This window comes from Streptomyces sp. WM6386 (assembly GCF_000972385.1).
GTDB lineage: Bacteria > Actinomycetota > Actinomycetes > Streptomycetales > Streptomycetaceae > Streptomyces.
In genome coordinates this window covers 89,238-112,793 of sequence record NZ_JXTE01000004.1, presented here as the reverse complement: position 1 = coordinate 112,793, position 23,556 = coordinate 89,238, and the positions used below count along the sequence as shown (strand labels likewise).

Sequence of the window (23,556 nt, the reverse complement as noted above, 5' to 3'; positions counted from 1 at the left end):
GCGAGCCCCGTAGAGCTGGGGAACCCTGGAGGAGGAGGTGGCGATGGACCCCGTCGAGGCACTGGACCGGATCGCCTTCCTGCTGGAGCGGTCCTTGGCGCCGACGTACCGCGTACGCGCCTTCCGTACGGCTGCCCGGGTGCTGGCGGCACTGCCCGAGGGGGAGATGCGCGAGCGGGCGGAGGCCGGGACGCTGGAGTCGCTCAAGGGGGTCGGGCCCAAGACGGCGAACGTGGTGCGTGAGGCGCTGGCCGGAGAGGTGCCGGGCTATCTGGACAAGCTGGAGGGTGAGGCGCCCGCCGGGCCGGCCGTACGGGGCGGGCAGCGGCTGCGGGCGCTGCTGCGGGGCGACTGCCATCTGCACTCCGACTGGTCGGACGGCGGCAGCCCCATCGAGGAGATGGGCCGGACGGCGGCGGAGCTCGGGCACGAGTGGGCGGTGCTGACCGACCACTCCCCGCGACTGACCGTGGCCCGCGGCCTGTCCCCCGAGCGGCTGCGCGAGCAGCTGGACGTGGTGGCGGAACTGAACGCCGGCTGGGCGCCCTTCCGGCTGCTCACCGGCATCGAGTGCGACATCCTCGACGACGGTTCGCTCGACCAGGACGAGGAGCTGCTCCAGCGGCTCGACGTCGTGGTCGTCTCCGTGCACTCCAAGCTGCGCATGGACGCCCGCTCGATGACCCGCCGCATGGTGGCCGCCGTACGCAATCCGCACGCGGACGTCCTCGGTCACTGCACCGGACGGCTGGTCACCGGCAAAGGGCGGCCCGAGTCGGAGTTCGACGCCGAGGAGGTGTTCGCCGCGTGCGCCGAGTCGGGCACGGCCGTGGAGATCAACAGCCGGCCCGAGCGGCTCGACCCGCCCCGGCGGCTGCTGCGGCAGGCCGTGGCGGCGGGCGTGCTGTTCTCCGTCGACACCGACGCGCACGCGCCCGGCCAGCTCGACTGGCAGATCCTCGGCTGCGCCCGGGCCGAGGAGTGCGGGGTGCCCGACGAGCGTGTGGTCACCGCCTGGTCGCTGGAGGAGCTGTTGGCCTGGACCCGGGAACGCCGGGTGCCCGCCGGAGTGACCGGCCCCTGACGTGGTACTCGTGCGCTGCGGTGTGCGGTGCGGGACAAGGAGGACGGGTTATGGAACGCGCGGCGGTGTTCGACGTCGACGGAACCCTGGTCGACACCAACCATCTCCATGTGGCGACCTGGTGGGAGGCGTTCCGCCAGGCGGGTCACGACGTGTCCATGCACGCCATCCACCGGGCGGTGGGCCTCGGCTCCGAGGATCTCGTCGCCCGTCTGATCGGCGAGAACCGGGCCGAGCAGGAGGCGGACGCACTGAGCTCCGCCCACAAGGCCCTCTACGGCCAGTACTTCGACCGGCTGCCCGCGCTGCGCGACGCGGGGCGGCTGCTGCGGCGCCTCGACCACGAGGGCTGGGCGGTGGTGCTCGCGACCTCGGCGGGCGGTGCGGAACTGTCCGCGCTGCGCCGCGCCATCGGCGCCGACGACGCCATCACCGCCACCGCGAGCGCCGACGACGTCACCGAGGGCAAGCCCGCGCCGGAGCCCGTCGAACACGCCCTGGAACTGGCGGGCGTGCCGCCCGAACGTGCGCTGTTCGTCGGCGACACCGTGTGGGACATGAAGGCGGGCAGCCGGGCCGGGGTGTGCTGCGTGGGCGTGCTGTGCGGTGGCATCCCGCGCGCGGACCTGGTGGAGGCGGGCGCGGAGGCGATCTACGACGACCCCGCCCAGCTGCTCGGGTCCCTCGCGGACAGTCCCTTCGCCCGGCTGCCGTCCGAGCGGTGACACAGGTCACGCCATAACGCGACAGGCCGGGGAACACCCCAGGGTGGTTGCCCGTTGAACCACATGTGGGTGCGGATGGGACAGTGTCCCCGGGCCTCACCTTTTGCCCACAGGGACGATCGTTCGGCTGAAGCCCTGTGGAGCCTTCGCCGAGAGGCGACCGCCATCCGCGCCCACATCAGGACCGCCCCGACCGTGATTCCCCCGTCCGGTCGGGGCTTTCTCTTGTCCTGGACCGTCCTCGGCAGGTTCCGCTTGACTTCGAGAGCACTCCAATTCGTAGCGTTCCCTGCATGAGCACTGCACAGCACAAGATCGGATCGGGCTTCGACGCCCGCAGCACCGCCGAGGACGTTCTCGCCGGCCTCGACCTCACCGGCAAGCTCGCGGTCGTCACCGGCGGCTACTCGGGACTCGGCCTGGAGACCACGCGTGCGCTCACCAAGGCGGGCGCCCGGGTCGTCGTGCCGGCCCGCCGGCCCGCGGCCGCCCGGGAAGCCGTGGCGGGCATCGACGGCGTCGAGGTGGACGAGCTGGACCTCGGCGACCTGGACAGCGTGCGCGCCCTCGCCGAGCGGTTCCTCGCCTCGGACCGCCGCATCGACTTCATGATCGACAACGCCGGGATCATGGCCTGCCCCGAGACCCGGGTCGGCCCCGGCTGGGAGGCGCAGTTCGCCACCAACCACCTCGGTCACTTCGCGCTGGTCAACCGGCTGTGGCCGGCGATCGAGAGCGGCGGCGCCCGGGTGGTGTCAGTGTCCTCGCGCGGCCATCACTTCTCCGGTATGCGCTGGGACGACGTCCACTGGCAGCGCGGCGACTACGACAAGTGGTTGGCGTACGGCCAGGCCAAGACCGCGAACGTCCTGTTCGCCGTCCAACTGGACCGGCTGGGCCAGGAGCACGGCGTCCGGGCCTTCTCGCTGCACCCCGGCGGCATCATGACGCCCCTTCAGCGGCATCTGCCCAAGGAGGAGATGATCGCGAGCGGCTGGATCGACGAGGACGGCAACCCGATCCCGCAGGTCGGCTTCAAGACCCCGCAGGAGGGTGCGGCCACCCAGGTGTGGGCCGCGACCTCGCCCCAACTGGACGGCCTCGGTGGTGTGTACCTGGAGGACTGCGACATCGCCGAGCCCGCCCCGGCCGACGGCGAGCGCAGCGGCGTCAAGGACTGGGCGGTCGACCCGGAGCAGGCCGCCCGGCTGTGGGAACTGTCGGCGGAGCTGACCGGCGTGAACGCGTTCCGCGCCTGACCCGAGCGCTACCCGACCCGGCAGTAGACGCCCTGCTCGCGACGGCCGGCGCTACCGGCGAGAGCCGCCAGACCGGCCACGATCCCGTGGGCGGTCTCCGGGTCGAAGACCTCGCCGTCCCGCGCACGCAGGTCCACCCACGAGACGGCGACGTCACGGAGGCGGGGCTGCCCGGCCGCGGCGAGTGCGGCGCACAGCCGGGGCGAGAGCGCGAACACGAGGCACTCGTCCTCGTCCCGGTCGGCGACCGTACGGGGCTCCCCGGCCTCCACGAGGTCCGTGAACGTGCCGCCGACGAGGAGGCATTCCCACTCGACCACGGCCTCCTCGACGTCGAAGTTGCCGAGGGAGAGCGACGCGCGGGCGGGCCCCGGCCGGGCCCTCAGCGCCGTGGCGGCCGACGTGTCGTCCGGCGCGACGAAGAAGTCGATCACGGTGCTCACCGTCAGTCGTCCCCCTCCCCCGCGTCCGCGGGGTCGACGTCCTCGCCGACGGTGTACATCTCCTTGACCTTCACCTCGGAGACCCCGCGGCCCTCCGGGAAGACCCGTCGCCAGTCGCCGATGACGTGCAACTCGTCGGTGCCCATGGCGCGGACGACCATGAGGCCCTCCTCATGGGCCTTGTAGGCCTTCATCCAGAGGTTGGCGAAGGCCTGGGAGCGGATGAGGTGCATCCAGTCGGGGCGGTAGAGCTCCCGGTTGTAGTTCGACTCGCCCATGGTGGAGACGAACTTGGAGTACATCGCCTTCACGTACTCCAGCGTCACCTCGTCGTCCTCGGCGATCGCCCGGTCCCGGGCGTCCTTCAGCGCGACGCGGAACTTCTCCAGGAGGCTCTCGGTCGCGCCCGAGGTGAACGACTCGTGGATCTCCGGCGGGTCGCACAGCCCGTACTTCGGGCCCGACAGGCGCAGCAGCAGGCGCAGGGTCGGTTCGGTGACCCAGAGCGGTCCTGGCTCGTCGCGGTTGCCGATCGGGTTGGGCAGCTGGGCGTCGTGGTCCCACTCGGAGGGGGTGATCAGATGGACACCGGCCCGCCGACGGTCGTGGTCGAAGCCGGTGGAGTGTTCCAACTGGCCGATCGGCAGATGGGTCTTGAGCGCCGACAGGTAGGCGCCGTTGATGTCGAGGGCGGTCACCTCGTGGGCACCGGAGGGGAGTTCGGTCCGCGCCCACTTGGGGCGGGCCTCCCAGATCCGGTCCGCGCCGCGGGCGGACTGCTTGCGCAGGACCTCCGGGATCCAGGGGTGCGCCACGACGTCGTAACGACCGCCCTTGCGGGTCTCGTCCAGCAGCGCCATGGCGTCCGGGATGGCCCGCTTCACCAGGGCCGCGGTCGCCGCCTCCAGATCGCCGCTGTGCTTCTCCAGGGCGGCTGCCACCGCGGCACCGATCAGGTCGGGGTCCTGCGAGGCGGTCTGCATACGGCGTCCGACGGGGACGACACGGACCGGCTCGGCGGCGCGGTCGCGCTGTGCGGAGGGCGGCTTGCGACTCTTGGCCGAGGCAGGCTCCTCGCGCCCGGATGGAGCGACCGGGGACGCCACGGGATCCGGCTCCGCGGGCGCCGGCGTACCGCAGTCGGCGGGGTCCAGATGCTGGGGGAAGCCCGCGACCTGGTGCCGGGCGGGCATCCCGCACAGGACGCAGGGCCGGGGAGCCGACAAGGCCTCGACCTCGTCCGACTCACCCGTCTCGCCCGTCCCGTCCGGGGTCTGGTCGGCGTCGTCGGCATCGGTCTCCGGCTCTACGACGTACTCGGCGCCCGGTGTCCCGGCCGCCTCCTCCGTCCGCGCCGCCAGTTTGGCCTGCGCCCCCTCCAGGAAGTACGCGTACTTCTCGCGCACGGCCCCGCTCGGGTCCCGCCCCGCTTCCCAGCCACCGACGGTGGAGGGACTGACGCCGAGCGCCTGGGCCACCTGGGAACGGGAGAGGTTGAGGCTCTCCCGCAGCTCGCGCCGCACATCGGCCGGTGGCAGCGGCACCTCCTGGCGGGCGCCCGCCAGGAGGGCGTCGATCGCCTCGAAGTCCGTCATCGGGTCACCGCCGTCGGTCCCGCGGTCCGGCGCCGCCGCACGGGCAGCGTCTCGCAGGCCCGGGTCGGTCCGGCGAGCAGATCGAGCACATCGATGCCGAAGTGCGCGGCGAGCACGTCGCAGTCGGCCAGGCTCCAGGCGGCGCTGCCGGACTGACGGCGGCTCACCTGCGCCTGGCTCACCCCGAGCGCGACGGCGACCTCCGCCTGCGACTCACCCGTCGCATGCATCAGCGCGGCGACCGAAGACCTCACACGTTCTCCCAAGGACAGTCCCACCCCGCCAACCCTACCCGGCCTCATGCGCCATCCGTATGAACCATTCCGAGAGCGCAAAACTGAGTTGCATCCTCGCCGCCCGGGTACTCGGTCCGCCCCATCGTGGGGCACGCCCGAGAGGAGTCGAACGTGAGCAGGATCGTTGTCACGGGCGCCACCGGAAACGTCGGCACGAGTGTGGTGCGTCTGCTGTCGCAGGATCCGGAGGTCGACTCCGTGCTGGGGCTGGCGCGCCGGATCCCTGACTGGTCGCCGCCGAAGACGGACTGGTCGGCGGTGGACCTGTCGTCGCAACAGGCTGATCTGGAGAAGGAGTTCGCGGGTGCGGACGCGGTGGTGCATCTGGCCTGGGCGTTCCAGCCGACGCACGATCCGGCGGCGACCTGGCGGACGAACGTGCTGGGCTCCATCCGGGTCTTCGAGGCGGTGGCCGCCGCCGGGGTGCCGGCGCTGGTGCACGCGTCGTCGGTCGGCGCGTACTCGCCGGGGCCCAAGGACGAGGCCGTGGCCGAGTCGTGGCCCACGCACGGCTGGCCGGATGCCGCGTACTGCCGGGAGAAGGCGTATCTGGAGCGGGCCCTGGACACCTTCGAGCGTGATCACGCCGAGGTGCGGGTGGTGCGGATGCGGCCGGCGTTCCTGTTCAAGCGGGAGTCGGCGAGCGAGCAGCGCCGTATCTTCGGCGGCCGCTTCCTGCCGGGCCCGCTGGCCCGTCCGGAGCTGCTGCCCTTCCTGCCCGACATCCCCGGGCTGCGGGTCCAGGCCCTGCACACGGACGACGCGGCCAAGGCATACCGCCTCGCGGTCCACTCCGATCTGCGCGGCGCCTTCAACCTGGCGGCCGAGCCGCCGGTCGACGCGGAGCTGCTCGGCGAGATGCTCGGCGTCGACCGGCGGGTCCGGCTGCCCCGCACCGCGGCCCGCTCGGCGCTCGCCGCCGCCTGGGGACTCCATCTCCTCCCGGCCTCCCCGCACCTCTTCGACGCGGTCCTGCGCCTCCCGCTGATGGACTGCACCCGCGCCCGTACGGAACTGCGCTGGAACCCCGAGCACACGGCGAACGAGGTGCTGGAGGAGTTCCTCAAGGGCCTCCAGCAGGGCGCGGGAGCCAGCACGGAACCGCTGCGGGGGCGGAAGGTGGGCTGACGCCGACGCCTGTGCCGTCCCGGGGACGGCACAGGCGTGTGTGCGGGCGGTCGGAGGAGGCGGCGCACGGCCGGGGTCAGCCGGTGGGCTCCTGCGGTACCGGGTGCTCGGAGTGGACGCCGGCCTGGCGCGGTGCGCCCTGGCGGCCGGTGCCCGCCTCGTCGGTGTCGGGGACCTCGGAGTCGGGTTCTTCCGTGTCTGCCGCCTCGGGATCGGCGTCCCAGGGGTCCTCACCGTCGCCTGCCTGCTGGTCCGGCATGTCCCGCGGCACGGGTTCGTCGCCGGGGCCTTTGCCGTGGTGGTCGGCCATGGCGCCCTCCCTTCGCGTGGTCCGGGCGACTCGCGAGTACCTCCGCCCTCACCGGCGAAACCTCAGTGCGGAGCCCGCTCCTCCAACGCGGTGCGCCAGGCCGGATGGGGTCCCTCGGGCGCGGGCTCGGGGCGGCGGCCGCCGCGGGCGAAGAAGTCGGCCAGCGGCAGGATCGCGGCGCCGACGGTGACCGCGTCGGGGCCGAGCCGGCCGAGCTCGATGGTGACCTTCTCGGCCGGGTGGCGCAGGGCGTAGGAGGAGGCGTGGCGGCGTACGGCGGGCAGGAAGCGGGTGCCCAGCTGGAGGCCGGCCCAGCCGCCGATGAGGATGCGCTCGGGCTGGAAGAGGTTGATGAGGTCGGAGAGGCCGGCTCCCAGGTACTCGGCGGTCTCCTCCAGCACGGCCAGTGCCACCGGGTCGCTCGCACCGCCCTCGGCCGGGTACGCGGCGGCCAGCATCGCGGTCACCGCGGTCTCCTCGTCGGCGCCCTCGGGCGGCCGCCCGCCCTCCTCGCGCCAGCGCTCCAGCAGCGACTCGGCGCCCGCGTAGGCCTCCAGGCAGCCCAGCGCACCGCACCGGCAGCGGCGTCCCTTGACCCGTACCGTCAGATGGCCCCATTCGACCGCCCGCCCGTTCTCCACCTCGGGCGTGACGAGGCACGCGCCGACGCCGGAGCCGAAGAGGACGACGACCGCGTTGTGCGCACCGCGCCCACCGCCGAACCACATCTCGGCCTGGCCCAGCGTCTTGGCGCCGTTGTCGATGAAGTACCGGACGGTGTCGGGCAGTCGGGAGGTGGAGCGGAGCAGTTCCTCCAGCGGGACCGCGTCCCAGCCGATCGTCTGTCCGTGGACGACGGCGCCCCGGTCCGGGGAGTGTTCGACGATGCCGGGGACGCCGATGCCGACGCCGAGCAGGTGGTCGGGGGCGATGCCGGCGGTGTCGAGCACCTCGGCGACGCCGTCGCGGATGTGGTCGACGATGACCTCGACGTCGTAGCCCTGCCGCGTCAACGGGCGTTCGGCGCGGGCGAGTTCGGTGAGGGTCAGGTCGAACAGCTCGATGCGCACCCGGGTTTCGCCGACGTCGACACCGATCATGTGGCCGCTGCCGGGCGCCACCCTCAGCAGGGTGCGGGGGCGGCCGCCGTCGGAGTCGACGCTGCCGGCCTCCTCCAGCAGGCCGTCGGCGACCAGGTCGGCGACGACGTTGCTCACCGAACCGGAGCTCAGGCCCGTGGCCGGGCCGAGCTCGAAGCGGCTGAGAGGCCCGTCGAAGTAGAGCCTTTGCAGCACGGCCGTGCGGTTGGCCCGCCTCAGATCGCGTACCGTGCGCCCGTTCCGCCCCGCCATGTGTGGCCCCCTTCGAACCCTGTCCGACCTGCAACATACCGCTGCGGGAGCACTTTCCACGACCCCTTAATTCACGATGTGAACTATGAGAGCTCCGCGATCTCGGTCAATGCGGCGAGCAGTTCCGGTGCAACCGCTTCCTGTCGCCAGCGCCGATCGCCCTCGCCCATCTCCCTCGGGACCGTCTCGGTGAGCATGATCAGGTAGAGATAGGCACGGTAGAGGGCGTACCGGAGGCGGGCCGCCACGTCGAACCCGGCGCGGCCGCCTTCCTCCCGGTAGCCCGTCAGGAACGCCTCGTCGGTCCTGATGTCGCCCAGCAGTGCGAGGGAGACGAAGTCGGCCAGGGGGTCGCCCCAGAACATGCGCTCGCCGTCGATGAGCCCGCCGATCCGGGCGCCCCCGTCCACGCGCTCCACCAGGATGTTGCCGGTCCACAGGTCGAAGTGGACGAGACTCGGGACTGTCACCTCGTCGAGCGCGCCGTACGCGGGACGCAGCGCGTCCGCCACCTCGTCGACGGGGCGGGGCAGTTCGGCACCGTAGCGGCGGGCGTCGTCGAGGACCGCGTCGAGCATCCCCGTGAACGCGGTCCGCCAGTCGGGGGCGAGCGGGCCGAGGGCGCCCGACGGGTAGCCGAAGGCGGGGCCGGTCACCCGGTGGAGGCGGGCCACCTGGCGGCCCAACTCCGCGCGCAGGCCTTTCTGTTCGGCGCCGGTGAGCTGTCCGTCCCAGGGATCGCCGGGGACGGCCGTCATCAGCAGATCCTCCCGCCCGAGGATCACGACCCGGGGCGCCGGCACGTCCACCTCGGCGGCCCCGCGGTAGAACGCGGCCTCCGCCACGAGGAGTCGGCGCTCGTGGCTCAGTCCGGGGACGGTCTCGGCGGGCGGCACCTTCAGCACATAGCGGCTGCCGTCGGCGAGGACGAGTTCCTCGACCGTGTTGTAGGTGCCGCCGGTCAGCGGGCGCAGGCGGGCGAGGTGTCCGGGTGGCAGGCCCGCCTCCTCCAGGATGCGCCGAGCCCGTGCCCAGGAGTCCACCACCGTGCGCCCGCCTCTCCCCTTCGCAACGCTTCGGCCGGCCCGCCGCGTACACGTCCTCGACGTAGCGCCCGTCCGCGATCAGCCCGTCGAGCCATTCCCCGGCGGCCGCCGCGTGCTTTCCGGTACAGCGTACGGAACGCCTCCCGGACACCCTGCGCCGTCCGCGAACCGCCGCCGCAGACGTACACCCGCACTCCCACGGCGAGCAGACCCCACACCTCCCCGGCCTCGGCGGCGATGCGGTGCCGCACGAAGCTCACCTCGGACGGCTCACCCGTCTCCTGCGGCGGCTGTCCGCGCGGCCGGGCGCGGGCAACCGTACGGAACTGGTCGCCCGCGCCTATGCGCTGGGGGTGCTGACGCCCGGGGTGTGGCCGCCGACGCCCGCGTAGGCCGTGCCCGCGCCCTGCGGGGCTCCGAAGCGGGCGAGGGTGTGCCAGACCTTCTTCAGGTCCTGGAGTTCGTAGCGACCGGTCCGGGCGGCGTCCCCGATGATCCGCGGGTCGATCCATCCGTCCTCGGCGATCCGCGCACCCAGCTCGGCGTACTCCTCACCGCGGTAGTCCGCGTGCCGGCGCAGTCGCTCCACGGTGATCCGGTACCCGGGATGCCAGTCGACGGGGCAGGGCAGCAGCCGCGCCGCCGCCTCGACGGGTGTGCCGCGGTAGCACGCGTCCAGGACGAGCGCGGCCACGTCCGTGGTGAGGGAGACGCCCCCGTGCACCTGTGCCTCGATGTAGTCGTTGAGGGCGTCCTGCTCGTCCGCCTCCGCCAGTGCGACCAGCGACATGCCGGCGGCGACGCCGAAGTGGGCCGGCTCGGCGGCGCTGTCGGGGTAGCAGAAGGTGGCCCGGGACAGCGCCGCACCGGTCAGCCGGAAGTGCGAGGAACCGAAGCGCGGGGCGGCGCCGACCACCTGGCGCCGGAAGTCCAGCGCGCCGTACACGGGCCGGTCGGCCGCGGCCGCCTCGTCGTAGGCGCCGCCGAAGATCCGGCTCTCCCAGCGCCAGCGGTCGCCGCCGGGGTGGGCGGTGAGGCCGCCGTTGCTGGTGCCGGTCACGAACTGCGACCGGTAGGCGCCGTCCCGCGCCAGCGCCTCCAGGATGCCCACCCCGCCACTCAGCCGGTCAGGGTGGAAGTTGAGCGTGATGCGTACGTCCGGGGCGACGGGCGGCCCCGCCGACCGCTGCGCCACGTGCCGCAGCGCCGCCCTCGCCCCTGTTGAGCGGACGTTCTCGTAATTCACTGGTTCCTCCTCGCCGGGGCTGTCTATCCTGACTGAACCTAGGGGCACTAGTTTTTTTACCCTCAGGTTTCGGCAACAAGGTGACATCCCCAGGAGGCTCCCCCATGAGATCACTGACCGAGCACGACATTCGCGACTCTTTTGTGAACTGTTCGAAGGGGGAGGCCAAGCGCGTGGCCGTGCCGCGTGATCTCGACGAACGCCCCTGGGACGATCTCGACTTCCTCGGCTGGCGAGATCCCGGGGCGCCGGACCGCAGCTACCTGGTCACCGAGCGGGGCGGCCGGCTCGTCGGCCTGACGCTGCGCCTGACCACCGGCCACCGAGGCTTCCTGCACCGCAGCATGTGTTCGCTGTGTCTGACGACCCATCCGGGCGGCGGCGTCTCGCTCATGACCGCGCGCAAGGCGGGTACGGCCGGGCGGGAGGGCAATTCCGTCGGTCTGTACATGTGCACCGACCTGGCCTGTTCCCTCTACGTCCGCGGCAGGAAGGTCCCGCCGAGCACCCTGCGGATCGAGGAGAGTCTGACGCTGGAGGAGCAGATCGCCCGCACGACGGGCAATCTGTCCGCCTTCATCGACAGGGTCCACTCCTGACTCAGTCCACGGCGAGCACGATCTTGCCCCGGTTCCCGCGCCGCTCCAGCTGCTCGTGGGCGGCGCGCGCCTGCGCGAGGGGCAGTACGGTCTCGACCGGTACGCGATAGGCGCCCGCGGCGACCCGCTCGGCCAGTTCTCGCAGGTCGGCGCGGGGGTCCCAGCCGTGGCGCTGTCGGTTGGTGAGCTGGAAGCCGAGGATCGCGGCGTTCTTCGGGTAGAAGTCGCGGGTGTCGATGGTGCTGGGCGCCAAAGCGACGTTGGCGAGCGCCACGACCCGGCCCCCGTGTCCGACCTGGCGCAGGCTCCGCACGAAGGCGGCGCCTCCGACGATGTCGAGGACGACGTCGGCACCCCGCCCGTCGGTCAGCCGCAGCACCTCCTCGACCTCGGCCTCGTCGGGGTACGCGGAGGTGTCGAGGGTGGTGTGGGCGCCGAACTCCCCCGCCCAGGCCGCCTTCTGCGCCGACCCGGCGAGCGCGATGACGCGGGCCCCGGACTCGGCGGCGATCTGCACGGCCGCGGTGCCCACGCCGCTCGCGGCGGCCTTCACCACCACGGTGTCCTCCTTGGTGACCTTGGCGAGATGCCGTACGCAGTACCAGGCGGAGAGCCAGGCGATGGGCAGCGTCGCCGCCTCGGTCAGCTCCACCCCGTCCGGCAGGGCGACCACCTGGGTGACGGGCACGGCCGCCAACTCGGCATAGAAGCCCGGTGACTTCACCCCGTCCAGCGCGATGACCCGCTGCCCGACCGCGAAGTCGGTCACCCCCTCCCCCACCGCGGCAACGACACCGGCCGCCTCGGCGCCCGGGATCAGCGGCGGCCGACCGACGTTGTGGTAGACGCCGGCCCGCCGCAGCGCGTCCACCCGGTTCACGCCGGCGGCGGCGACCCGGACGAGCACCTCCCCCGGGCCCGCCACCGGATCCGGCACCTCGGTCTCCACCAGCACCTCGGGTCCGCCGAACTCCTCGATCCGCACCGCACGCATGGCCCACCGCTCTCGTCGTGACTGACACCACTTGAACTGGTGTCACTCTGCGACACCTGTTCAAGCGGTGTCAAGAGACTCGGACGGCAGGTAAGCTCGCCCCCATGACCAGCACCGACCCCGAGCTCGCCTTTCCGTTCGTCGGCGGCCGACCCTGTCTGGACTTCGTGGCCACGCTCGGCAAGCGGCACGCCACACCCAAGGAGCGACTGCCGGAGCCCGCCGCGCTGACCCGCTGGCTGACGGAGGCGGAGTTGGTGGTGGGCGAGGAGCCGGCACATGTCACCGCGCGGGATCTCGCCGACGCGCGCGTGCTGCGTGAGGCCGTCAACCGTCTCGTACGCACCGCGATGGCCGGGCGGGAGCCGGCGGCGGCCGATGTCGAACTGGTCAACGACGCGGCGGCCAAGCCCGATCTGGCACCCCAGCTGGGCGCGGCACGCTGGACGGCCCGGCATCCGGCACGGGCCGCCCTGGCGACGGTGGCCCGGGACGCCGTACTGCTGGCGGGCGGGCCCCTGATCGAGCGGGTCAAGGAGTGCGGGAACCCGGACTGCTCCCTGCTGTTCCTCGACGACTCCCAGGCCCGGCGCCGCCGTTGGTGCTCGATGGACCGCTGCGGCAACCTCGCGAAGGTCTCCGGTTACCGGTCCCGCAGCCGGGCCGCCACCACCCGGTGAAGGTGGGCCAGGACCAGGACGTCGTCACTGCGGGCGAGCGGGGCCATCCGGCCGTCCTGCGTCACGGAGTGCGGAGAACACCCGGTCGCCACTGCGGATCGCGGCCGAGGAAGGCGAGCAGCGCGTCGGCCCTGCCGGAGCCGTCCGGCACCTTCCGGGCGGGTGCGAACACCCGGTAGGAGTCCCGGAGATGATCCACGAGCCGTTCCGCGAGCGGCCAGATCCCCTCGGCCAGTTCCTCCGTCAACGGCGCGTCCTGGCCCGTCGCGACCGCGATGTCCCAGGCGTGCACGGCCGCGTCCATCGCGGCCGCCGCGGCGGCCAGTGGCAACGGCAGCGGTCCGAGCGGGGTCGGCACCTCGTCCGCGGCGGCGGGCAGAGCGGCGTACGCGTCCGCCACCAGCCGCAGCACCTCCTCCAGCTCCGCCGACGGTTCCGCGGCGAGTGCGTCGACCGGGGCGAAGGGGTCGGAGTCCGGACGGCCACCGGTGATCGCGAGGCCGTAGCCCTGCTGGTCGATACGAGCGTGGTGGAGAACCTGCCGGGCCGTCCACTCGGTGCACGGCGTCGGCGCTCCCCACGCCGTTTCCGGCACCGCCGCGACCACGTCACGCAGGTAGTCGTGCGCTCCCGTGAGAACCTCAAGGCCTCGGGTGTCCGCCATCACTGTTCCCCCCTCTTGCCGTCGACGGGTTTGTACGGACAACCTAAGCGTCGTTGCGGACAGTTACGGTCCGCAACGCATGGAACGCGTGCGATGTGGAAGAGGAACGCCTGAGGATGCTAGATGTACGTGAGTGGACGGCGTCCCTGGTGCGCTTCGTGAAGCGACGCAGGGACCCGGTGGTCGTACAGACGCTGCGGTCGGCGGCCGCGGCGACGATCGCCTACGTCATCGCGCTGCGCCTGAGTCCCGAGGCGGCCCCGCTCACCGCGCCCCTGACCGCGCTGCTGGTCGTCCAGGTCACCCTTTACGCGACGCTCACCAATGGCATCCGCCGGGTGAACGCCGTGGTGGCCGGCGTCCTCGTCGCCATCGCCTTCAGCCTGCTGGTGGGGCTCACCTGGTGGAGCCTGGCCCTGCTGATCCTGGCCTCGCTCGGGGTGGGGCATCTGGTCAAGGTCGACGAGTACGTGCCGGAGGTGGCGATCAGTGCGATGCTGGTCCTTGGCGTCACGACCGTCGGGGACACCGCGTGGGCGCGGGTGCTGGAGACGCTGATCGGCGCGGTCGTCGGGCTCGGCTTCAACCTGCTGCTCGCGCCGCCGGTGTGGGTGGACGAGGCAGGCGAGTCGATCGAGGGACTCGCGCGTCGGGTACGGCAGTTGATGCTGAGCATGGGCGAGGAGGCCGCGGGCCGTACACCGGTCGAGCACGCCACCGAGCGGCTGCACGAGGCGCGGCGCCTGGACCACGACATCGTCGAGGTGGACGCGGCCCTCAAGCAGGCCGAGGACAGTCTGCGGCTCAATCCGCGCGTCCGCGAGGGCCTGCTGCACCGGGTGGTGCTGCGCACCGGTCTCGACACGTTGGAGATCTGCACGGTCGTCCTGCGGGTGCTCGCGCGCACCCTGACCGACCTCGCCAAGGAACGCGAGTCCGAGCGGCTGTTCGCACGGCAGGCGGGCGCCGCCGTGGAGCAGTTGCTGTCGGAGATCGCCGACGCCGTGGTGAGCTTCGCGGTGCTGGTCACCACCGACGTCAGCCGTAGCGCCGAGTCCGCGGAGGAGCGGCTCGCCTCCCAGCTCCGGCACGCCGCGGCCACCCGCGACAAGCTCGCCCAGCTGCTCCTGGAGGAGGTCCAGCGCGACGCCCGGCAGTGGCAGCTGCACGGCGCCGTCCTCACCGAGGTGAACCGCATCCTCGACGAGCTGGACACCGAGCACCGCTCGCACCGGCTCCTGGAGGAGCTGGACCGCACCTCGCGGGAGCAGCGCGAGCGGATGCCGCGGCTCACCCGTCTGCAGGAGCGGCTGCGCAGGAACCGTCCCGCCCTCGCCCGTCGTTCCAGGTGACGTAGTCACCAGGGCTGACCAAGGGGGCGAGCAGGATGACCGGCGTACGCATCGACGGGAACACGCTGAGGCTGCCCGGCGGGGTGGCGGTGCGGTTCATCCGCACCCTGCGCCTGCCGGAGACGGGCACGCATCCGCTGCCACCGGGGCTCGGGGAGTTCCCGCTGCGCCGGGTCGCGGACCACGCGGACCGGGTGCCCGAGACATGGCGGGCGCGCGGCGGGGTGATGCTGCCCGTGTATCTGCGCGAGGCGATGTGGCTGAGCTTCGGCGGCACCACCGAGCCGGCCGCGCTCCGGGTCGGGGTGGGCAAGGTGTGCGCGGTCTCGGGCAAGCCGTGGAGCGACCGGCTCTCGCGCAAGCCGCAGAACTACGTCGTACTGCCCCGGCAGCCGTGGCTGGACGGCATCAACTCCGGGACGGGCACGGTCAAGCAGTTCGTGGCGGTGCCGCTCGGCCTGGGTGCGACCGTCGAGGGGCAGGTCACGGGCGAGGAGGTGTGGGGCGGCGTACAGCTGCAGTCGTTCCCGCTCAAGGAGGAGCCGCTCGCACGGTGGCGCGAGTCGCGGGAGCGGGAGCGCCGCACCAGGGCGCCGATGCACGCACCCGCGTTCGGGGCCGCCCCGCAGATGATGGCCGCCCCGGCCCCCGCCGCCCCGGCCGGTATGGGCCTCGGCGTGGGCGGTTCGATGCGCCAGGAGGTCTACGAGGACGACCGTCCCCTGTCCGACTGGGCCGAGCAGTCCGGCGGCCGGGTCTTCGTGCACCTGGTGACGCCTCCGCAGTGGCGTCGTATCACCGGCGAGGAACCCCCGCCGTCGCCCGTGGACCGCTCGGCGTACACACAGGCGGGCCTGCCTTGGTACGACTACTACGACCAGGACGCGCAGGATCTCGCCCCCACGGACGCCCTGGAGGGTGTGAAGCCGGTCGGCGACTGGCTCGGCGACGATCACGAACCCTGGCAGGAGCCGCACCCGGCTCAGGTGCTGCCGCTCAAGGACGCGCCGGGCCGGCCGGTGGAGGACGGCGACTGGTAGAGCCGTTTGCACGTGAGGGGTGGTCCACGTCAAGGTGGTGACGGCTGAGGCAACCGACCATCCGAGGTGCGTGCATGGGCAGGGGCGACTGGAGCAGGCGGCGATTCGTCGCCGCCCTCGCGGGGACGGCGGCCGCGGCGGCGGGCTGCGGCGGGTCGCCGGGCTCTGCGGCGTCGGCGCCTACGACGCCCGCCACGACCTCGACGCCTCCGACGGCCGGGGCCCCTGAGGCAGCCGCCCCCAGCGCCTCACCGACGCCCACCGGCCCCCGTCCTCTCCACCTCGGCACCTACACCTCCGTCGAGGGCGGCGGCACCGGCATCGGCTTCGCCACCTACGACCCGGCGACGGGTGAGGTGACCGTCGGCCGGCCTCTCACCGGTGTCGGCGACCCGTCGTATCTCGCCCCGCATCCCGACGGCCGCACGCTCTACGCGGTGAACGAGCGGGAGCAGGGGGCCGTGACCGCCGTACGGCTGTCCGACCGCAGGATTCTGGGCAGCCGGAGCACGGGCGGCGGCGCGCCCTGTCACGTGTCGGTGCATCCGGACGGGCGCTGGCTGCTGAGCGCCAACTACGGCTCGGGCAGCGTGGCGGTGCATCCGATCGACGACGCGGGGGCGATCGGTGAGCGCGCCGACCTCGTCACCCACTCCGCACCGGAGCCCGGGCCCGGCCAGGAGGGCCCGCATGCCCATCAGATCGTCACGAGTCCCGACGGCGGCCATGTCCTCGCCGTCGACCTGGGCACGGACACCGTCTACAGCTATCGGCTCGACGAGCGGACCGGGAAGCTCACCGAGGTCGCGCAGGCGCACACCCGGCCGGGCGCCGGGCCGCGCCATCTGACCTTTCACCCCGAGGGCCGGTACTCCTACCTGGCCAACGAGGTCGACAACACGGTCGCCGTCTGCGCCTACGACACGAAGACCGGCCGCCTCACCATCGGCGAGGCACAGTCCACCGGGACGGGGCCGGGCACCAGTTACCCGGCACAGATCCTGGTGACGCCGAACGGCTCGTACGCCTATCTCGCCAACCGGGGCCACAACAGCCTCACGCGCTACGCGGTCGAGGCGGACGGTGCCCGGCTCAGGCTGCTGGACACCGTGCCGGTGTCCGGGGACTTCCCGCGGCAGATCGCCTTCTCGCCGGACGGAGCGCTGCTGTTCGCGGCGAACCAGCGCTCCAGCACGGTGAGCGTGTTCCGGGTGGACGCGGACAGCGGTGAACTGCGGCTCGCGGGAAAGCCGTTCGCGTCACCCGTCGCCGTCTGTGCGCTGCCGCTGTAGGGCGCGCGGGCAGGAGGCGGCGGCGGCCTGGGTGAGCAGGACGTGCATCCGCTCGGTGAGCTGGGCGACGTCGTCGGCGGGACGGTGGAACGGCAGGCGTACGTCGCCCTGGGCACGGGTGCGTTCGATGCGCAGCGTCAGTCCGTGCCGGTCGACGGCGAGCGGCTGGACCTTCACCGCGCCGTGCAGGCTGTCGGGCTCCACGAGCCGGGTGAGCCGCTCGACCGCGTCGGAGTGGCAGTCGGCGAGGTGGGTCAGGAGCCGGGCCTCGGCCGTGGCCAGCGGGTCGGGTGCGGCGGCGGCGAACTCGTCGAGGTCGACGACCACGGCACCGGACGGCTCGCGCAGCACCACCCGCGTCGCCCGGAACGCCAGGTCGCCGCCCTCGGGGACGAACCAGCCGGCGAGCCAGAGGCGGGCCCGGATACGGTTGCGCACGGGGACGGGCGAGACGTCGGCGAACTCCAGCACGGCGGACGGCTCTCCGCGAGGCGCGCAGATCGCGGCCGCGAGGAGGGCACTGTCCTGCGGCACCTGAAGCCGCACCCGGCCGTCCTCGGTCACGGTGTGCGCGCCGACGAACTCCTCACGGCCGCCGTCCGCGGTCACCGCGCAGGACCACGCGGTGGCGAGCACCGAGCGCGCCCGCTCCGCCGCGGCGGGCGCGGCCGCCCAGATTTGTTCACCCATCCCAGAACCCATCCCAGAACCTCCTTAGGTAAGCCTTGCCTAACCTATCCGAGATCGGGGTGTACGCCAACCGGCGACCTGATCCTTTGCTGGTCCTTTTCGGCACACGCGGGCACGCTCAGGGGGCGACGACACCCAGAAGGGCACGGGCACACAGGTCGCGCACCTGCTCGCGCGAGAGGTCCGAACCCCTCAGCCACTCCAGACAGACGGCGGTGGTGAAGGCCAGCCAGCCGCGCACGGCGAGCCTGGTGTCGGGCCGCACCTCCAGGACCGCACCGAACTCCGGGTCCGCGGCCAGCGCGGCCAGGATCTGCCGCTCCTGCGCGGCGAGCGCCCGCTGGTAGACCTTGCGCACGGACTGGTCCCCCGCCGCGTCGGCCCGATGGAAGGCACGGTAACCGTGCGCGTGGGCCTCGACGTACTCCAGGAACGTGTCCAGTCCGGCCGACAGCTGCTCGCGCACCGGCATCCCGGGCACGGCCGCGGTCATCCGCAGCATCCGCGTGCTCTCGCGCTCGACGACCGCCGCGAAGAAGTCCCGCTTGGTCGGGAAGTAGTGGTACAGCAGCCCGCGCGAGACCTCGGCGATCTCGGCGACGCGCTCGATCCACACGTCGTCGTACGGACTCTCCGAGAACAGTCGCGCGCCGACGGCGAGGAGCTGCTCACGGCGCTCCTCGGTACTGAGTCGACGGCGTGTGCGTGCGCCCTGCTCGGCGGCCATGGCAGCACTTTACTTGACGTCGGTTCAACAACGGGATCAGACTGAATCACGCTATTGAACCCACGTACAACACGCTCGATCCGCCGGTGAAGCAAGGGAGATGGCGTCATGGCGAAGACGACGACCGGGACCGCTCTGCCCAAGGGGTTCCGCAGCGCGGAGCACGGCTGGCCCGAGCTGCGCCGCATCCCGCACCCGCCGCGCCGGCTCCCCCTCCTCGGCGATGTACTCGGCGCCAACCGGCGCACACCGCTGCAGGACTCCCTCAGGTACGCCCGCATGCTGGGGCCGATCTACCGGCGCAAGGCCTTCAACCGGGAGTTCGTGTTCGTGTGGGGCGCCGAACTCGCGGCCGACCTCGCCGACGAGACCCGCTTCGCCAAGCATGTGGGGCTCGGCGTCGCCAATCTGCGGCCGGTGGCCGGGGACGGGCTGTTCACGGCGTACAACCACGAGCCGAACTGGCAGCTGGCACACGATGTGCTGGCACCGGGCTTCAGCCGTGAGGCGATGGCGGCCTACCACCCGATGATGCTGGCCGTGGCCGAGCGGCTGACCGACCACTGGGACCGGGAGACCGCGGCGGACCGCTCGGTGGACGTTCCCGGGGACATGACCAAGCTGACGCTGGAGACGATCGCCCGGACCGGGTTCGGGCACGACTTCGGTTCCTTCGAGCGGGACCGGCCGCATCCGTTCATCACGGCGATGGTGGGCACGCTGACGTACGCGCAGCGACTCAACTCGGTGCCCTGGCCGGGGTTGTTGCGGGAGGCGGCGCGGCGCAACGAGGCCGACATCGCCCACCTGAACCGGACGGTCGACGAACTGGTCCAGGAGCGTCGTACGGCGAGCGGCGGCGGGGACGGGGACCTGCTGGACCGGATGCTGGAGACGGCCCACCCGGAGACCGGGGAGCGGCTGTCCGCGCAGAACGTCCGGCGCCAGGTGATCACCTTCCTGGTGGCCGGCCACGAGACCACCTCGGGTGCCCTCTCCTTCGCCCTGCACTACCTCTCCCGGCACCCCGACGTCGCGGCACGCGCGCGTGCCGAGGTGGACCGGGTGTGGGGCGACACGGCCGTGCCCGGCTACGACCAGGTGGCCAAGCTGCGCTATGTCCGCCGGGTGCTGGACGAGTCGCTGCGGCTGTGGCCGACGGCGCCCGCCTTCGCCCGGGAGGCGATCGAGGACACGGTGCTGGCCGGGGAGCATCCGATGCGGCGGGGTGCGTGGACGCTGGTTCTCACGCCGATGCTGCACCGCGATCCGCAGGTGTGGGGTGCGGACGCCGAGCGGTTCGACCCGGACCGGTTCGACCCGAAGGCCGTACGGACCCGGGCGCCGCACGCCTTCAAGCCGTGGGGCACGGGGGCCCGGGCGTGCATCGGCCGGCAGTTCGCGCTGCACGAGGCCACGCTGGTGCTGGGTCTGCTGCTGCGCCGGTACGAGCTGGGGGCCGACCCGGACTACCGGCTGCGCGTGACGGAGCGGCTGACGTTGATGCCGGAGGGGCTGCGGCTGAACCTCGAACGGCGGAGCGCGCCGGCGCCGGTGGCACGGGCGGCCGACGCGGGGAAGACGACCGCTCCGGAGCTGCGGTGCCCGGTTCACGGGGCGGGCGACTGACGCGAGGGCCTACCGGCTCCGCGCGAGCCGGGGGGTCGGGGCGCTGGGCGACGACAGCCCGCCGGGCGGGTCGGCCAGACCCGCGCCCGGCGCCCGGGGCGTGTGACGGTCACCGACGACCCGTCGCCTGGGCTCCCCTCAGGCCTTCGCCCAGTGCCCAGGGCGGGTGAGTGTCCCTGGCAGGCCCGTGCCCGCGTTCCCCTTCGCCGCGTTCAGCTGCGGCTGGGTCAGGAAGAACGCGTCGGTCAGGTCGGCGTCCGTGAGGTCGGTGTCGCGCAGGTCGGCACCGATCAGGTCCGCGCCGCGCAGATCGGCGCCGGTGAGGTCGGCGGCGATGAGGTAGGCGCCGCGGAGGCTGGCACCGCGCAGGTCGGCGCCCTTGAGGCGGGCGCCCATCAGGTCGGCGCCCCGGTGGTCCTTCTTCTTGCCGCGGGTGCCCGCGCGGACCAGCTCGCTGGTCCTCAGCAGGAGCACATTGACGTCCCGGCGGTGCGCAGGCACGTCCAACACACCCAGTTCCTCGGGGGTTTGACGGGTGAGCTGCTCCGTCCGCTCCAGCATGCGGCGCAGGTCGGCGTGGACCGGGCGGGCGGCAGGCAGGGTGAGGGCCTCGGTGAGGTACCAGAGCAGCTCGTGCAGCTGGCGGACGACCGGGAACACGTCGAACATGCGGCGGGCGTCCTCGCGCGGGTCCGTGCGCCAGTCCCGGCCGCCGAAGGTGACCTGCGAGACCTTCTGTCCGGCGCCGAAGCAGTCGTAGACCGTGCAGCCGGTGAAGCCCTTCTGCCGCAGCCGGGTGTGGATGCCGCAGCGGTGGTCGTCCTGGAGGTTCGAGCAGGGCTTGCCGGCCGGCTTGTCCACGGCGAAGTCCTTCGACGCCGTGAAGGGCAGGGCGACGCAGCACAGCCCGAAACAGCTCGCGCAGTCGCCGCGCAGGTCGGCAGGGCCGGCTATGTGATCTTGCATGTTTCCAGCATACGGAACGAACCTCACCGATGAATTTCTCGCACTGTGGGGGTCTCTACATACAAGAGAAAACAAAGTCGGCTACCACTGAGACGCAGGCCGACGGAACCAGGAGAACCACCCCGCCGAAGACCGTGGAGAGACGTCATGTGCAGCCACCAGCCCGCGTGCCCCACCGCCGACAGCACGGACCACCACGCCGCGATCATCGTGTCGTCCCACCCCGAACAGGGCTGGCACCTGCTGTGCAACGGCACGATCGTCTTCGACGACACCGGTGAACTCCTGCCGGACGGACGGGTGGTGAGCCCGCGGCGGGCGGTCGGGACACTGGTCGTGGCCGCGTGAGTTCGCCTCTTACCGACTGAACAGTTCGAAGGCCACGGCAGGCTTCCCGCCGAACCGCTCCCCTGTCGCCGTGGCGTTCCCGGTCAGGAAGCCGCGGGCGTACGTCTCCGGGTCCTCGTCGGTCAACGCCTCGATGTACGTGCGGTGTTCGAGCAGTGAGCGCACCGCGCGCTCCAGCCCGCCCGAGGCGTCCGCCGCGTGGGTGGGGGTCGACGAGCCCGCGACGGCCACCCAGCGGACGCCGTTCCACGGCTCCAGGCCCTGTTCCAGCAGCTCCGGGAAGATCCAGCGGTTGCCGGCGTCGGCGGCCGCGTCCAGGGTCGCGCGGCCCACCGCGACATGGTCGGGAGTGTTCCAGGCGACGCCGCCCCAGGTGTCGCGGTGGTTGAGGGTGATCACCAGCTCCGGACGGTGGCGGCGGATCGCGGCGGCGATGTCGCGGCGCAGGGCGAGGCCGTACTCGAGCACGCCGTCCCTGTGGTCGAGGAACTCCACCGTCGACACCCCGACGACCGCCGCGCTTGCCCGCTGCTCCTGCTCACGCAGCGGACCGCACTTGTCGGGCTCCAGCGTGTCGATGCCTGCCTCGCCGCGGGTCGCCAGGACGTAGGCGACCTCTCGGCCACCGTCGGTCCAGGTGGCGATCGCGGCCGAGCAGCCGTACTCCAGGTCGTCCGGGTGGGCCACGACCGCGAGGGCGCGCCGCCAGTCCTCGGGCATGGGCAGAAGCTGAGTGGGCGTCGGCTCTGTCATGCTCCGAGACTAATCCGCGCCACCGACATCACGCCTCGTCGCGTGCGAGCGCCAGCAGCCGGTCCAGGACGCGGGGGCCGCCGGCCCGGACGCCGTCGTGCTCGAACTCGTCGGTGACCCAGGTGCGCAGGCCGCGGATCGAGCGGGCGGTGTCCAGGGAGTGGGCGGTGTCGACGTACATGTCGTCGTGGTAGACGGCCGCGGCGACCGGGACCTCGTTGGCGGCGAGCCGGGCGCTGTCGTACAGCGGCGTCCAGTCGGTGCGTGCGGCGAGGAGTTCGGCGGTCTCGCGCAGCGGGCGCAGCGCCGGGTCGGTCTCGAACATCCAGGGGTGGACGGACTCGCCGGTGAACAGCAGCGGTCCGTCGCCCGCGAGCGTCTTGGCGGCGTCGAACTGCGGGAACTCGGTGCGGACACGCTCGGCCGACCAGTCCGTGGGCCGGGCGTCCTGGCCGTAGATCGCCTCGTGGACGAGGGCGTAGAGCGGGTGGCCCGCGTACGAGAGGAGGCCCTGGACCTCTTCCTGGAAGGCGTCGGAGAGCGCCGGTCCGTTCGGGGTGCGGACGAAGGCTTCTTCCAGGAGGAAGTGCAGACGGTGGCTGCCCTCGCCGCCGCCGAGGAGGATGCCGAGGGACTGGAAGGCCTCGGCGGTGAGGCGGCAGCCGTTCGGCAGGGTCACCTCGTGGTGGAGGAGGTGGTCGGCGATACGGCGGGCGCGCTCGACGTCCTGCGGGTAGCGGGCGTAGTGCGTGGCGACCTTGCGCTCGATGCGCGGGTAGGCGGCGCGGTAGACGTCGTCGGCGTGGGCGTCGAGGGAGGGCAGACCGCCGGTGATCACGGCGGCGCTGAGGCCCTCGGGGGCGCTGGAGAGGTAGTTCACCGCGCAGAAGCCGCCGAAGCTCTGGCCGAGGACGGTCCAGGGGGCGCCGCCGGTGAGCCGGGGGCGGATCGCCTCGCAGTCACGGACGATCGAGTCGGCGCGGAAGTGCGTGAGGTAGTCGGCCTGCTGGGCGGGGCCGCCGCGCAGCGGGAGCGTCTGGCGGTTGGCGGGCGTGGAGTGGCCGGTGCCGCGCTGGTCCAGGAGCAGGACACGGAACTCCTTGAGGGCACGGCCCAGCCAGGCGGGCCTGCCGACGAAGCGGTTCGCGCCGAAGCCGGGTCCGCCCTGGAGGTAGATCAGCCACGGCAGGTTCTGCTGCGCCTTGTCTGCGGTGGCCACCTCACGGGCGTAGAGCTCGATCGTCTCCCCCGTGGGGTCGTCGTGGTCGAGCGGCACGGTGAAGCGGCGGTCGGTGAGGACGACGCCGGGCTGGCGGTAGGTCGCGGTCAACAGGGCTC

Annotated in this window: 25 protein-coding genes and 2 pseudogenes; 12 read left to right on the top strand and 15 right to left on the bottom strand. The window is 72.5% G+C overall.

What is annotated here, in order from left to right; genetic code table 11:
* Window positions 1–43: 43 nt before the first annotated feature.
* The 3 genes from TN53_RS03860 to TN53_RS03850 all read left to right on the top strand — a co-directional run bounded on the left by TN53_RS03860 (window position 44) and on the right by TN53_RS03850 (window position 3,068).
* Entirely contained in the window at window positions 44–1,084 is a 1,041-nt protein-coding gene (locus TN53_RS03860; RefSeq protein WP_046256886.1) for a PHP domain-containing protein, read from the top strand.
* 50 nt (window positions 1,085–1,134) lie between these two features.
* Window positions 1,135–1,809: an HAD family hydrolase gene (locus TN53_RS03855; RefSeq protein WP_046256885.1), complete on the top strand. Its 675-nt coding sequence runs from the start codon at window positions 1,135–1,137 to the stop codon at window positions 1,807–1,809.
* 293 nt (window positions 1,810–2,102) lie between these two features.
* Window positions 2,103–3,068: an SDR family NAD(P)-dependent oxidoreductase gene (locus tag TN53_RS03850; protein ID WP_046256884.1), complete on the top strand. Its 966-nt coding sequence runs from the start codon at window positions 2,103–2,105 to the stop codon at window positions 3,066–3,068.
* A gap of 8 nt (window positions 3,069–3,076) precedes the next feature.
* On the opposite strand, the gene TN53_RS03845 is transcribed toward TN53_RS03850, so the two are convergent.
* Genes TN53_RS03845 through TN53_RS03835 form a run of 3 tightly spaced genes read right to left on the bottom strand, consistent with a single transcriptional unit; the run spans window position 3,077 to window position 5,408 of the window.
* On the bottom strand, window positions 3,077–3,511 hold the full coding sequence (locus tag TN53_RS03845) for a hypothetical protein (RefSeq protein ID WP_046256883.1): 435 nt from the start codon (window positions 3,509–3,511) through the stop codon (window positions 3,077–3,079).
* 2 nt (window positions 3,512–3,513) lie between these two features.
* Window positions 3,514–5,106: a helix-turn-helix domain-containing protein gene (locus TN53_RS03840; RefSeq protein ID WP_046256882.1), complete on the bottom strand. Its 1,593-nt coding sequence runs from the start codon at window positions 5,104–5,106 to the stop codon at window positions 3,514–3,516.
* The gene (locus TN53_RS03835) at window positions 5,103–5,408 is read right to left on the bottom strand and encodes a helix-turn-helix domain-containing protein (protein ID WP_046256881.1); all 306 of its coding nucleotides are present in this window, start codon (window positions 5,406–5,408) and stop codon (window positions 5,103–5,105) included. Before TN53_RS03835 ends, TN53_RS03840 begins: the two co-directional genes overlap by 4 nt.
* A 105-nt stretch (window positions 5,409–5,513) precedes the next feature.
* Here TN53_RS03835 and TN53_RS03830 point away from each other — a divergent pair, with 105 nt between their 5' ends.
* Entirely contained in the window at window positions 5,514–6,530 is a 1,017-nt protein-coding gene (locus tag TN53_RS03830) for an SDR family oxidoreductase (RefSeq protein WP_046256880.1), read from the top strand.
* Window positions 6,531–6,606: 76 nt separating this feature from the next.
* Here TN53_RS03830 and TN53_RS03825 read toward each other — a convergent pair whose 3' ends face one another.
* From TN53_RS03825 to TN53_RS48120, 4 genes and pseudogenes are all read right to left on the bottom strand, one after another.
* The gene (locus TN53_RS03825; RefSeq protein WP_046256879.1) at window positions 6,607–6,840 is read right to left on the bottom strand and encodes a hypothetical protein; all 234 of its coding nucleotides are present in this window, start codon (window positions 6,838–6,840) and stop codon (window positions 6,607–6,609) included.
* A gap of 62 nt (window positions 6,841–6,902) precedes the next feature.
* Window positions 6,903–8,192, bottom strand: a complete 1,290-nt coding sequence (locus TN53_RS03820; protein ID WP_046256878.1) for an ROK family transcriptional regulator — start codon at window positions 8,190–8,192, stop codon at window positions 6,903–6,905.
* Window positions 8,193–8,275: 83 nt separating this feature from the next.
* The gene (locus TN53_RS03815; RefSeq protein WP_046256877.1) at window positions 8,276–9,238 is read right to left on the bottom strand and encodes a phosphotransferase family protein; all 963 of its coding nucleotides are present in this window, start codon (window positions 9,236–9,238) and stop codon (window positions 8,276–8,278) included.
* A 37-nt stretch (window positions 9,239–9,275) separates the two neighbouring features.
* Window positions 9,276–9,492, bottom strand: a pseudogene (locus tag TN53_RS48120) (hypothetical protein); the annotation flags it as partial.
* Here TN53_RS48120 and TN53_RS48115 point away from each other — a divergent pair.
* A pseudogene (locus TN53_RS48115) lies at window positions 9,491–9,630 on the top strand (diguanylate cyclase); the annotation flags it as partial. The pseudogenes TN53_RS48120 and TN53_RS48115 overlap by 2 nt on opposite strands.
* Here TN53_RS48115 and TN53_RS03810 read toward each other — a convergent pair.
* Entirely contained in the window at window positions 9,579–10,484 is a 906-nt protein-coding gene (locus TN53_RS03810) for a DUF3626 domain-containing protein (protein WP_234441506.1), read from the bottom strand. The pseudogene TN53_RS48115 and the gene TN53_RS03810 overlap by 52 nt on opposite strands.
* Window positions 10,485–10,588: 104 nt before the next feature.
* Between TN53_RS03810 and TN53_RS03805 the strand changes: the two genes are divergently transcribed.
* The gene (locus TN53_RS03805; RefSeq protein ID WP_046256875.1) at window positions 10,589–11,083 is read left to right on the top strand and encodes an FBP domain-containing protein; all 495 of its coding nucleotides are present in this window, start codon (window positions 10,589–10,591) and stop codon (window positions 11,081–11,083) included.
* A gap of 1 nt (window position 11,084) precedes the next feature.
* On the opposite strand, the gene TN53_RS03800 is transcribed toward TN53_RS03805, so the two are convergent.
* The gene (locus TN53_RS03800) at window positions 11,085–12,077 is read right to left on the bottom strand and encodes a quinone oxidoreductase family protein (protein ID WP_046256874.1); all 993 of its coding nucleotides are present in this window, start codon (window positions 12,075–12,077) and stop codon (window positions 11,085–11,087) included.
* Between the two features lie 104 nt (window positions 12,078–12,181).
* Between TN53_RS03800 and TN53_RS03795 the strand changes: the two genes are divergently transcribed.
* Entirely contained in the window at window positions 12,182–12,757 is a 576-nt protein-coding gene (locus tag TN53_RS03795; RefSeq protein ID WP_046256873.1) for a CGNR zinc finger domain-containing protein, read from the top strand.
* Window positions 12,758–12,818: 61 nt separating this feature from the next.
* Here TN53_RS03795 and TN53_RS03790 read toward each other — a convergent pair whose 3' ends face one another.
* Window positions 12,819–13,421 (bottom strand): TIGR03086 family metal-binding protein, encoded by a 603-nt coding sequence (locus TN53_RS03790; protein WP_046256872.1) that lies wholly within the window; start codon window positions 13,419–13,421, stop codon window positions 12,819–12,821.
* Between the two features lie 116 nt (window positions 13,422–13,537).
* Here TN53_RS03790 and TN53_RS03785 point away from each other — a divergent pair, with 116 nt between their 5' ends.
* From TN53_RS03785 to TN53_RS03775, 3 genes are all read left to right on the top strand, one after another.
* Entirely contained in the window at window positions 13,538–14,773 is a 1,236-nt protein-coding gene (locus tag TN53_RS03785; RefSeq protein WP_046256871.1) for an aromatic acid exporter family protein, read from the top strand.
* 35 nt (window positions 14,774–14,808) lie between these two features.
* The gene (locus tag TN53_RS03780) at window positions 14,809–15,813 is read left to right on the top strand and encodes a hypothetical protein (protein WP_046256870.1); all 1,005 of its coding nucleotides are present in this window, start codon (window positions 14,809–14,811) and stop codon (window positions 15,811–15,813) included.
* A 74-nt stretch (window positions 15,814–15,887) separates the two neighbouring features.
* Entirely contained in the window at window positions 15,888–17,105 is a 1,218-nt protein-coding gene (locus tag TN53_RS03775) for a lactonase family protein (protein ID WP_046256869.1), read from the top strand.
* On the opposite strand, the gene TN53_RS03770 is transcribed toward TN53_RS03775, so the two are convergent.
* Both TN53_RS03770 and TN53_RS03765 read right to left on the bottom strand, forming a co-directional pair.
* Window positions 17,073–17,795, bottom strand: a complete 723-nt coding sequence (locus TN53_RS03770; RefSeq protein WP_046256868.1) for a DUF2470 domain-containing protein — start codon at window positions 17,793–17,795, stop codon at window positions 17,073–17,075. The genes TN53_RS03775 and TN53_RS03770 overlap by 33 nt on opposite strands.
* A gap of 118 nt (window positions 17,796–17,913) precedes the next feature.
* Window positions 17,914–18,522, bottom strand: a complete 609-nt coding sequence (locus TN53_RS03765) for a TetR/AcrR family transcriptional regulator (RefSeq protein WP_046256867.1) — start codon at window positions 18,520–18,522, stop codon at window positions 17,914–17,916.
* A gap of 108 nt (window positions 18,523–18,630) precedes the next feature.
* Here TN53_RS03765 and TN53_RS03760 point away from each other — a divergent pair, with 108 nt between their 5' ends.
* Window positions 18,631–20,151, top strand: coding sequence for a cytochrome P450 (locus tag TN53_RS03760; RefSeq protein ID WP_046256866.1), 1,521 nt, complete (start codon window positions 18,631–18,633; stop codon window positions 20,149–20,151).
* A gap of 138 nt (window positions 20,152–20,289) precedes the next feature.
* Here TN53_RS03760 and TN53_RS03755 read toward each other — a convergent pair whose 3' ends face one another.
* Window positions 20,290–21,117 (bottom strand): pentapeptide repeat-containing protein, encoded by an 828-nt coding sequence (locus TN53_RS03755; RefSeq protein WP_046256865.1) that lies wholly within the window; start codon window positions 21,115–21,117, stop codon window positions 20,290–20,292.
* Window positions 21,118–21,264: 147 nt separating this feature from the next.
* Here TN53_RS03755 and TN53_RS03750 point away from each other — a divergent pair, with 147 nt between their 5' ends.
* Window positions 21,265–21,465, top strand: coding sequence for a DUF5999 family protein (locus TN53_RS03750; protein WP_046256864.1), 201 nt, complete (start codon window positions 21,265–21,267; stop codon window positions 21,463–21,465).
* Between the two features lie 9 nt (window positions 21,466–21,474).
* On the opposite strand, the gene TN53_RS03745 is transcribed toward TN53_RS03750, so the two are convergent.
* Both TN53_RS03745 and TN53_RS03740 read right to left on the bottom strand, forming a co-directional pair.
* Window positions 21,475–22,218, bottom strand: a complete 744-nt coding sequence (locus TN53_RS03745; protein ID WP_046256863.1) for a PIG-L deacetylase family protein — start codon at window positions 22,216–22,218, stop codon at window positions 21,475–21,477.
* Window positions 22,219–22,246: 28 nt separating this feature from the next.
* The gene (locus TN53_RS03740; RefSeq protein WP_046256862.1) at window positions 22,247–23,548 is read right to left on the bottom strand and encodes an alpha/beta fold hydrolase; all 1,302 of its coding nucleotides are present in this window, start codon (window positions 23,546–23,548) and stop codon (window positions 22,247–22,249) included.
* Window positions 23,549–23,556 lie beyond the last annotated feature (8 nt).

Excerpts from the sequence above, each read along its gene's own strand:
- TN53_RS03750 (WP_046256864.1), top strand. The coding sequence starts at position 21,265 with ATGTGCAGCCACCAGCCCGCGTGCCCCACCGCCGACAGCACGGACCAC.
- TN53_RS03860 (WP_046256886.1), top strand. The coding sequence starts at position 44 with ATGGACCCCGTCGAGGCACTGGACCGGATCGCCTTCCTGCTGGAGCGG.
- TN53_RS03790 (WP_046256872.1), bottom strand. The coding sequence starts at position 13,421 with ATGGCGGACACCCGAGGCCTTGAGGTTCTCACGGGAGCGCACGACTAC.
- TN53_RS03770 (WP_046256868.1), bottom strand. The coding sequence starts at position 17,795 with ATGGGTGAACAAATCTGGGCGGCCGCGCCCGCCGCGGCGGAGCGGGCG.
- TN53_RS03795 (WP_046256873.1), top strand. The coding sequence starts at position 12,182 with ATGACCAGCACCGACCCCGAGCTCGCCTTTCCGTTCGTCGGCGGCCGA.
- TN53_RS03825 (WP_046256879.1), bottom strand. The coding sequence starts at position 6,840 with ATGGCCGACCACCACGGCAAAGGCCCCGGCGACGAACCCGTGCCGCGG.
- TN53_RS03835 (WP_046256881.1), bottom strand. The coding sequence starts at position 5,408 with ATGAGGCCGGGTAGGGTTGGCGGGGTGGGACTGTCCTTGGGAGAACGT.
- TN53_RS03855 (WP_046256885.1), top strand. The coding sequence starts at position 1,135 with ATGGAACGCGCGGCGGTGTTCGACGTCGACGGAACCCTGGTCGACACC.
- TN53_RS03760 (WP_046256866.1), top strand. The coding sequence starts at position 18,631 with ATGGCGAAGACGACGACCGGGACCGCTCTGCCCAAGGGGTTCCGCAGC.
- TN53_RS03755 (WP_046256865.1), bottom strand. The coding sequence starts at position 21,117 with ATGCAAGATCACATAGCCGGCCCTGCCGACCTGCGCGGCGACTGCGCG.
- TN53_RS03775 (WP_046256869.1), top strand. The coding sequence starts at position 15,888 with ATGGGCAGGGGCGACTGGAGCAGGCGGCGATTCGTCGCCGCCCTCGCG.
- TN53_RS03780 (WP_046256870.1), top strand. The coding sequence starts at position 14,809 with ATGACCGGCGTACGCATCGACGGGAACACGCTGAGGCTGCCCGGCGGG.
- TN53_RS03765 (WP_046256867.1), bottom strand. The coding sequence starts at position 18,522 with ATGGCCGCCGAGCAGGGCGCACGCACACGCCGTCGACTCAGTACCGAG.
- TN53_RS03850 (WP_046256884.1), top strand. The coding sequence starts at position 2,103 with ATGAGCACTGCACAGCACAAGATCGGATCGGGCTTCGACGCCCGCAGC.
- TN53_RS03785 (WP_046256871.1), top strand. The coding sequence starts at position 13,538 with ATGCTAGATGTACGTGAGTGGACGGCGTCCCTGGTGCGCTTCGTGAAG.
- TN53_RS03805 (WP_046256875.1), top strand. The coding sequence starts at position 10,589 with ATGAGATCACTGACCGAGCACGACATTCGCGACTCTTTTGTGAACTGT.
- TN53_RS03745 (WP_046256863.1), bottom strand. The coding sequence starts at position 22,218 with ATGACAGAGCCGACGCCCACTCAGCTTCTGCCCATGCCCGAGGACTGG.
- TN53_RS03820 (WP_046256878.1), bottom strand. The coding sequence starts at position 8,192 with ATGGCGGGGCGGAACGGGCGCACGGTACGCGATCTGAGGCGGGCCAAC.
- TN53_RS03800 (WP_046256874.1), bottom strand. The coding sequence starts at position 12,077 with ATGCGTGCGGTGCGGATCGAGGAGTTCGGCGGACCCGAGGTGCTGGTG.
- TN53_RS03840 (WP_046256882.1), bottom strand. The coding sequence starts at position 5,106 with ATGACGGACTTCGAGGCGATCGACGCCCTCCTGGCGGGCGCCCGCCAG.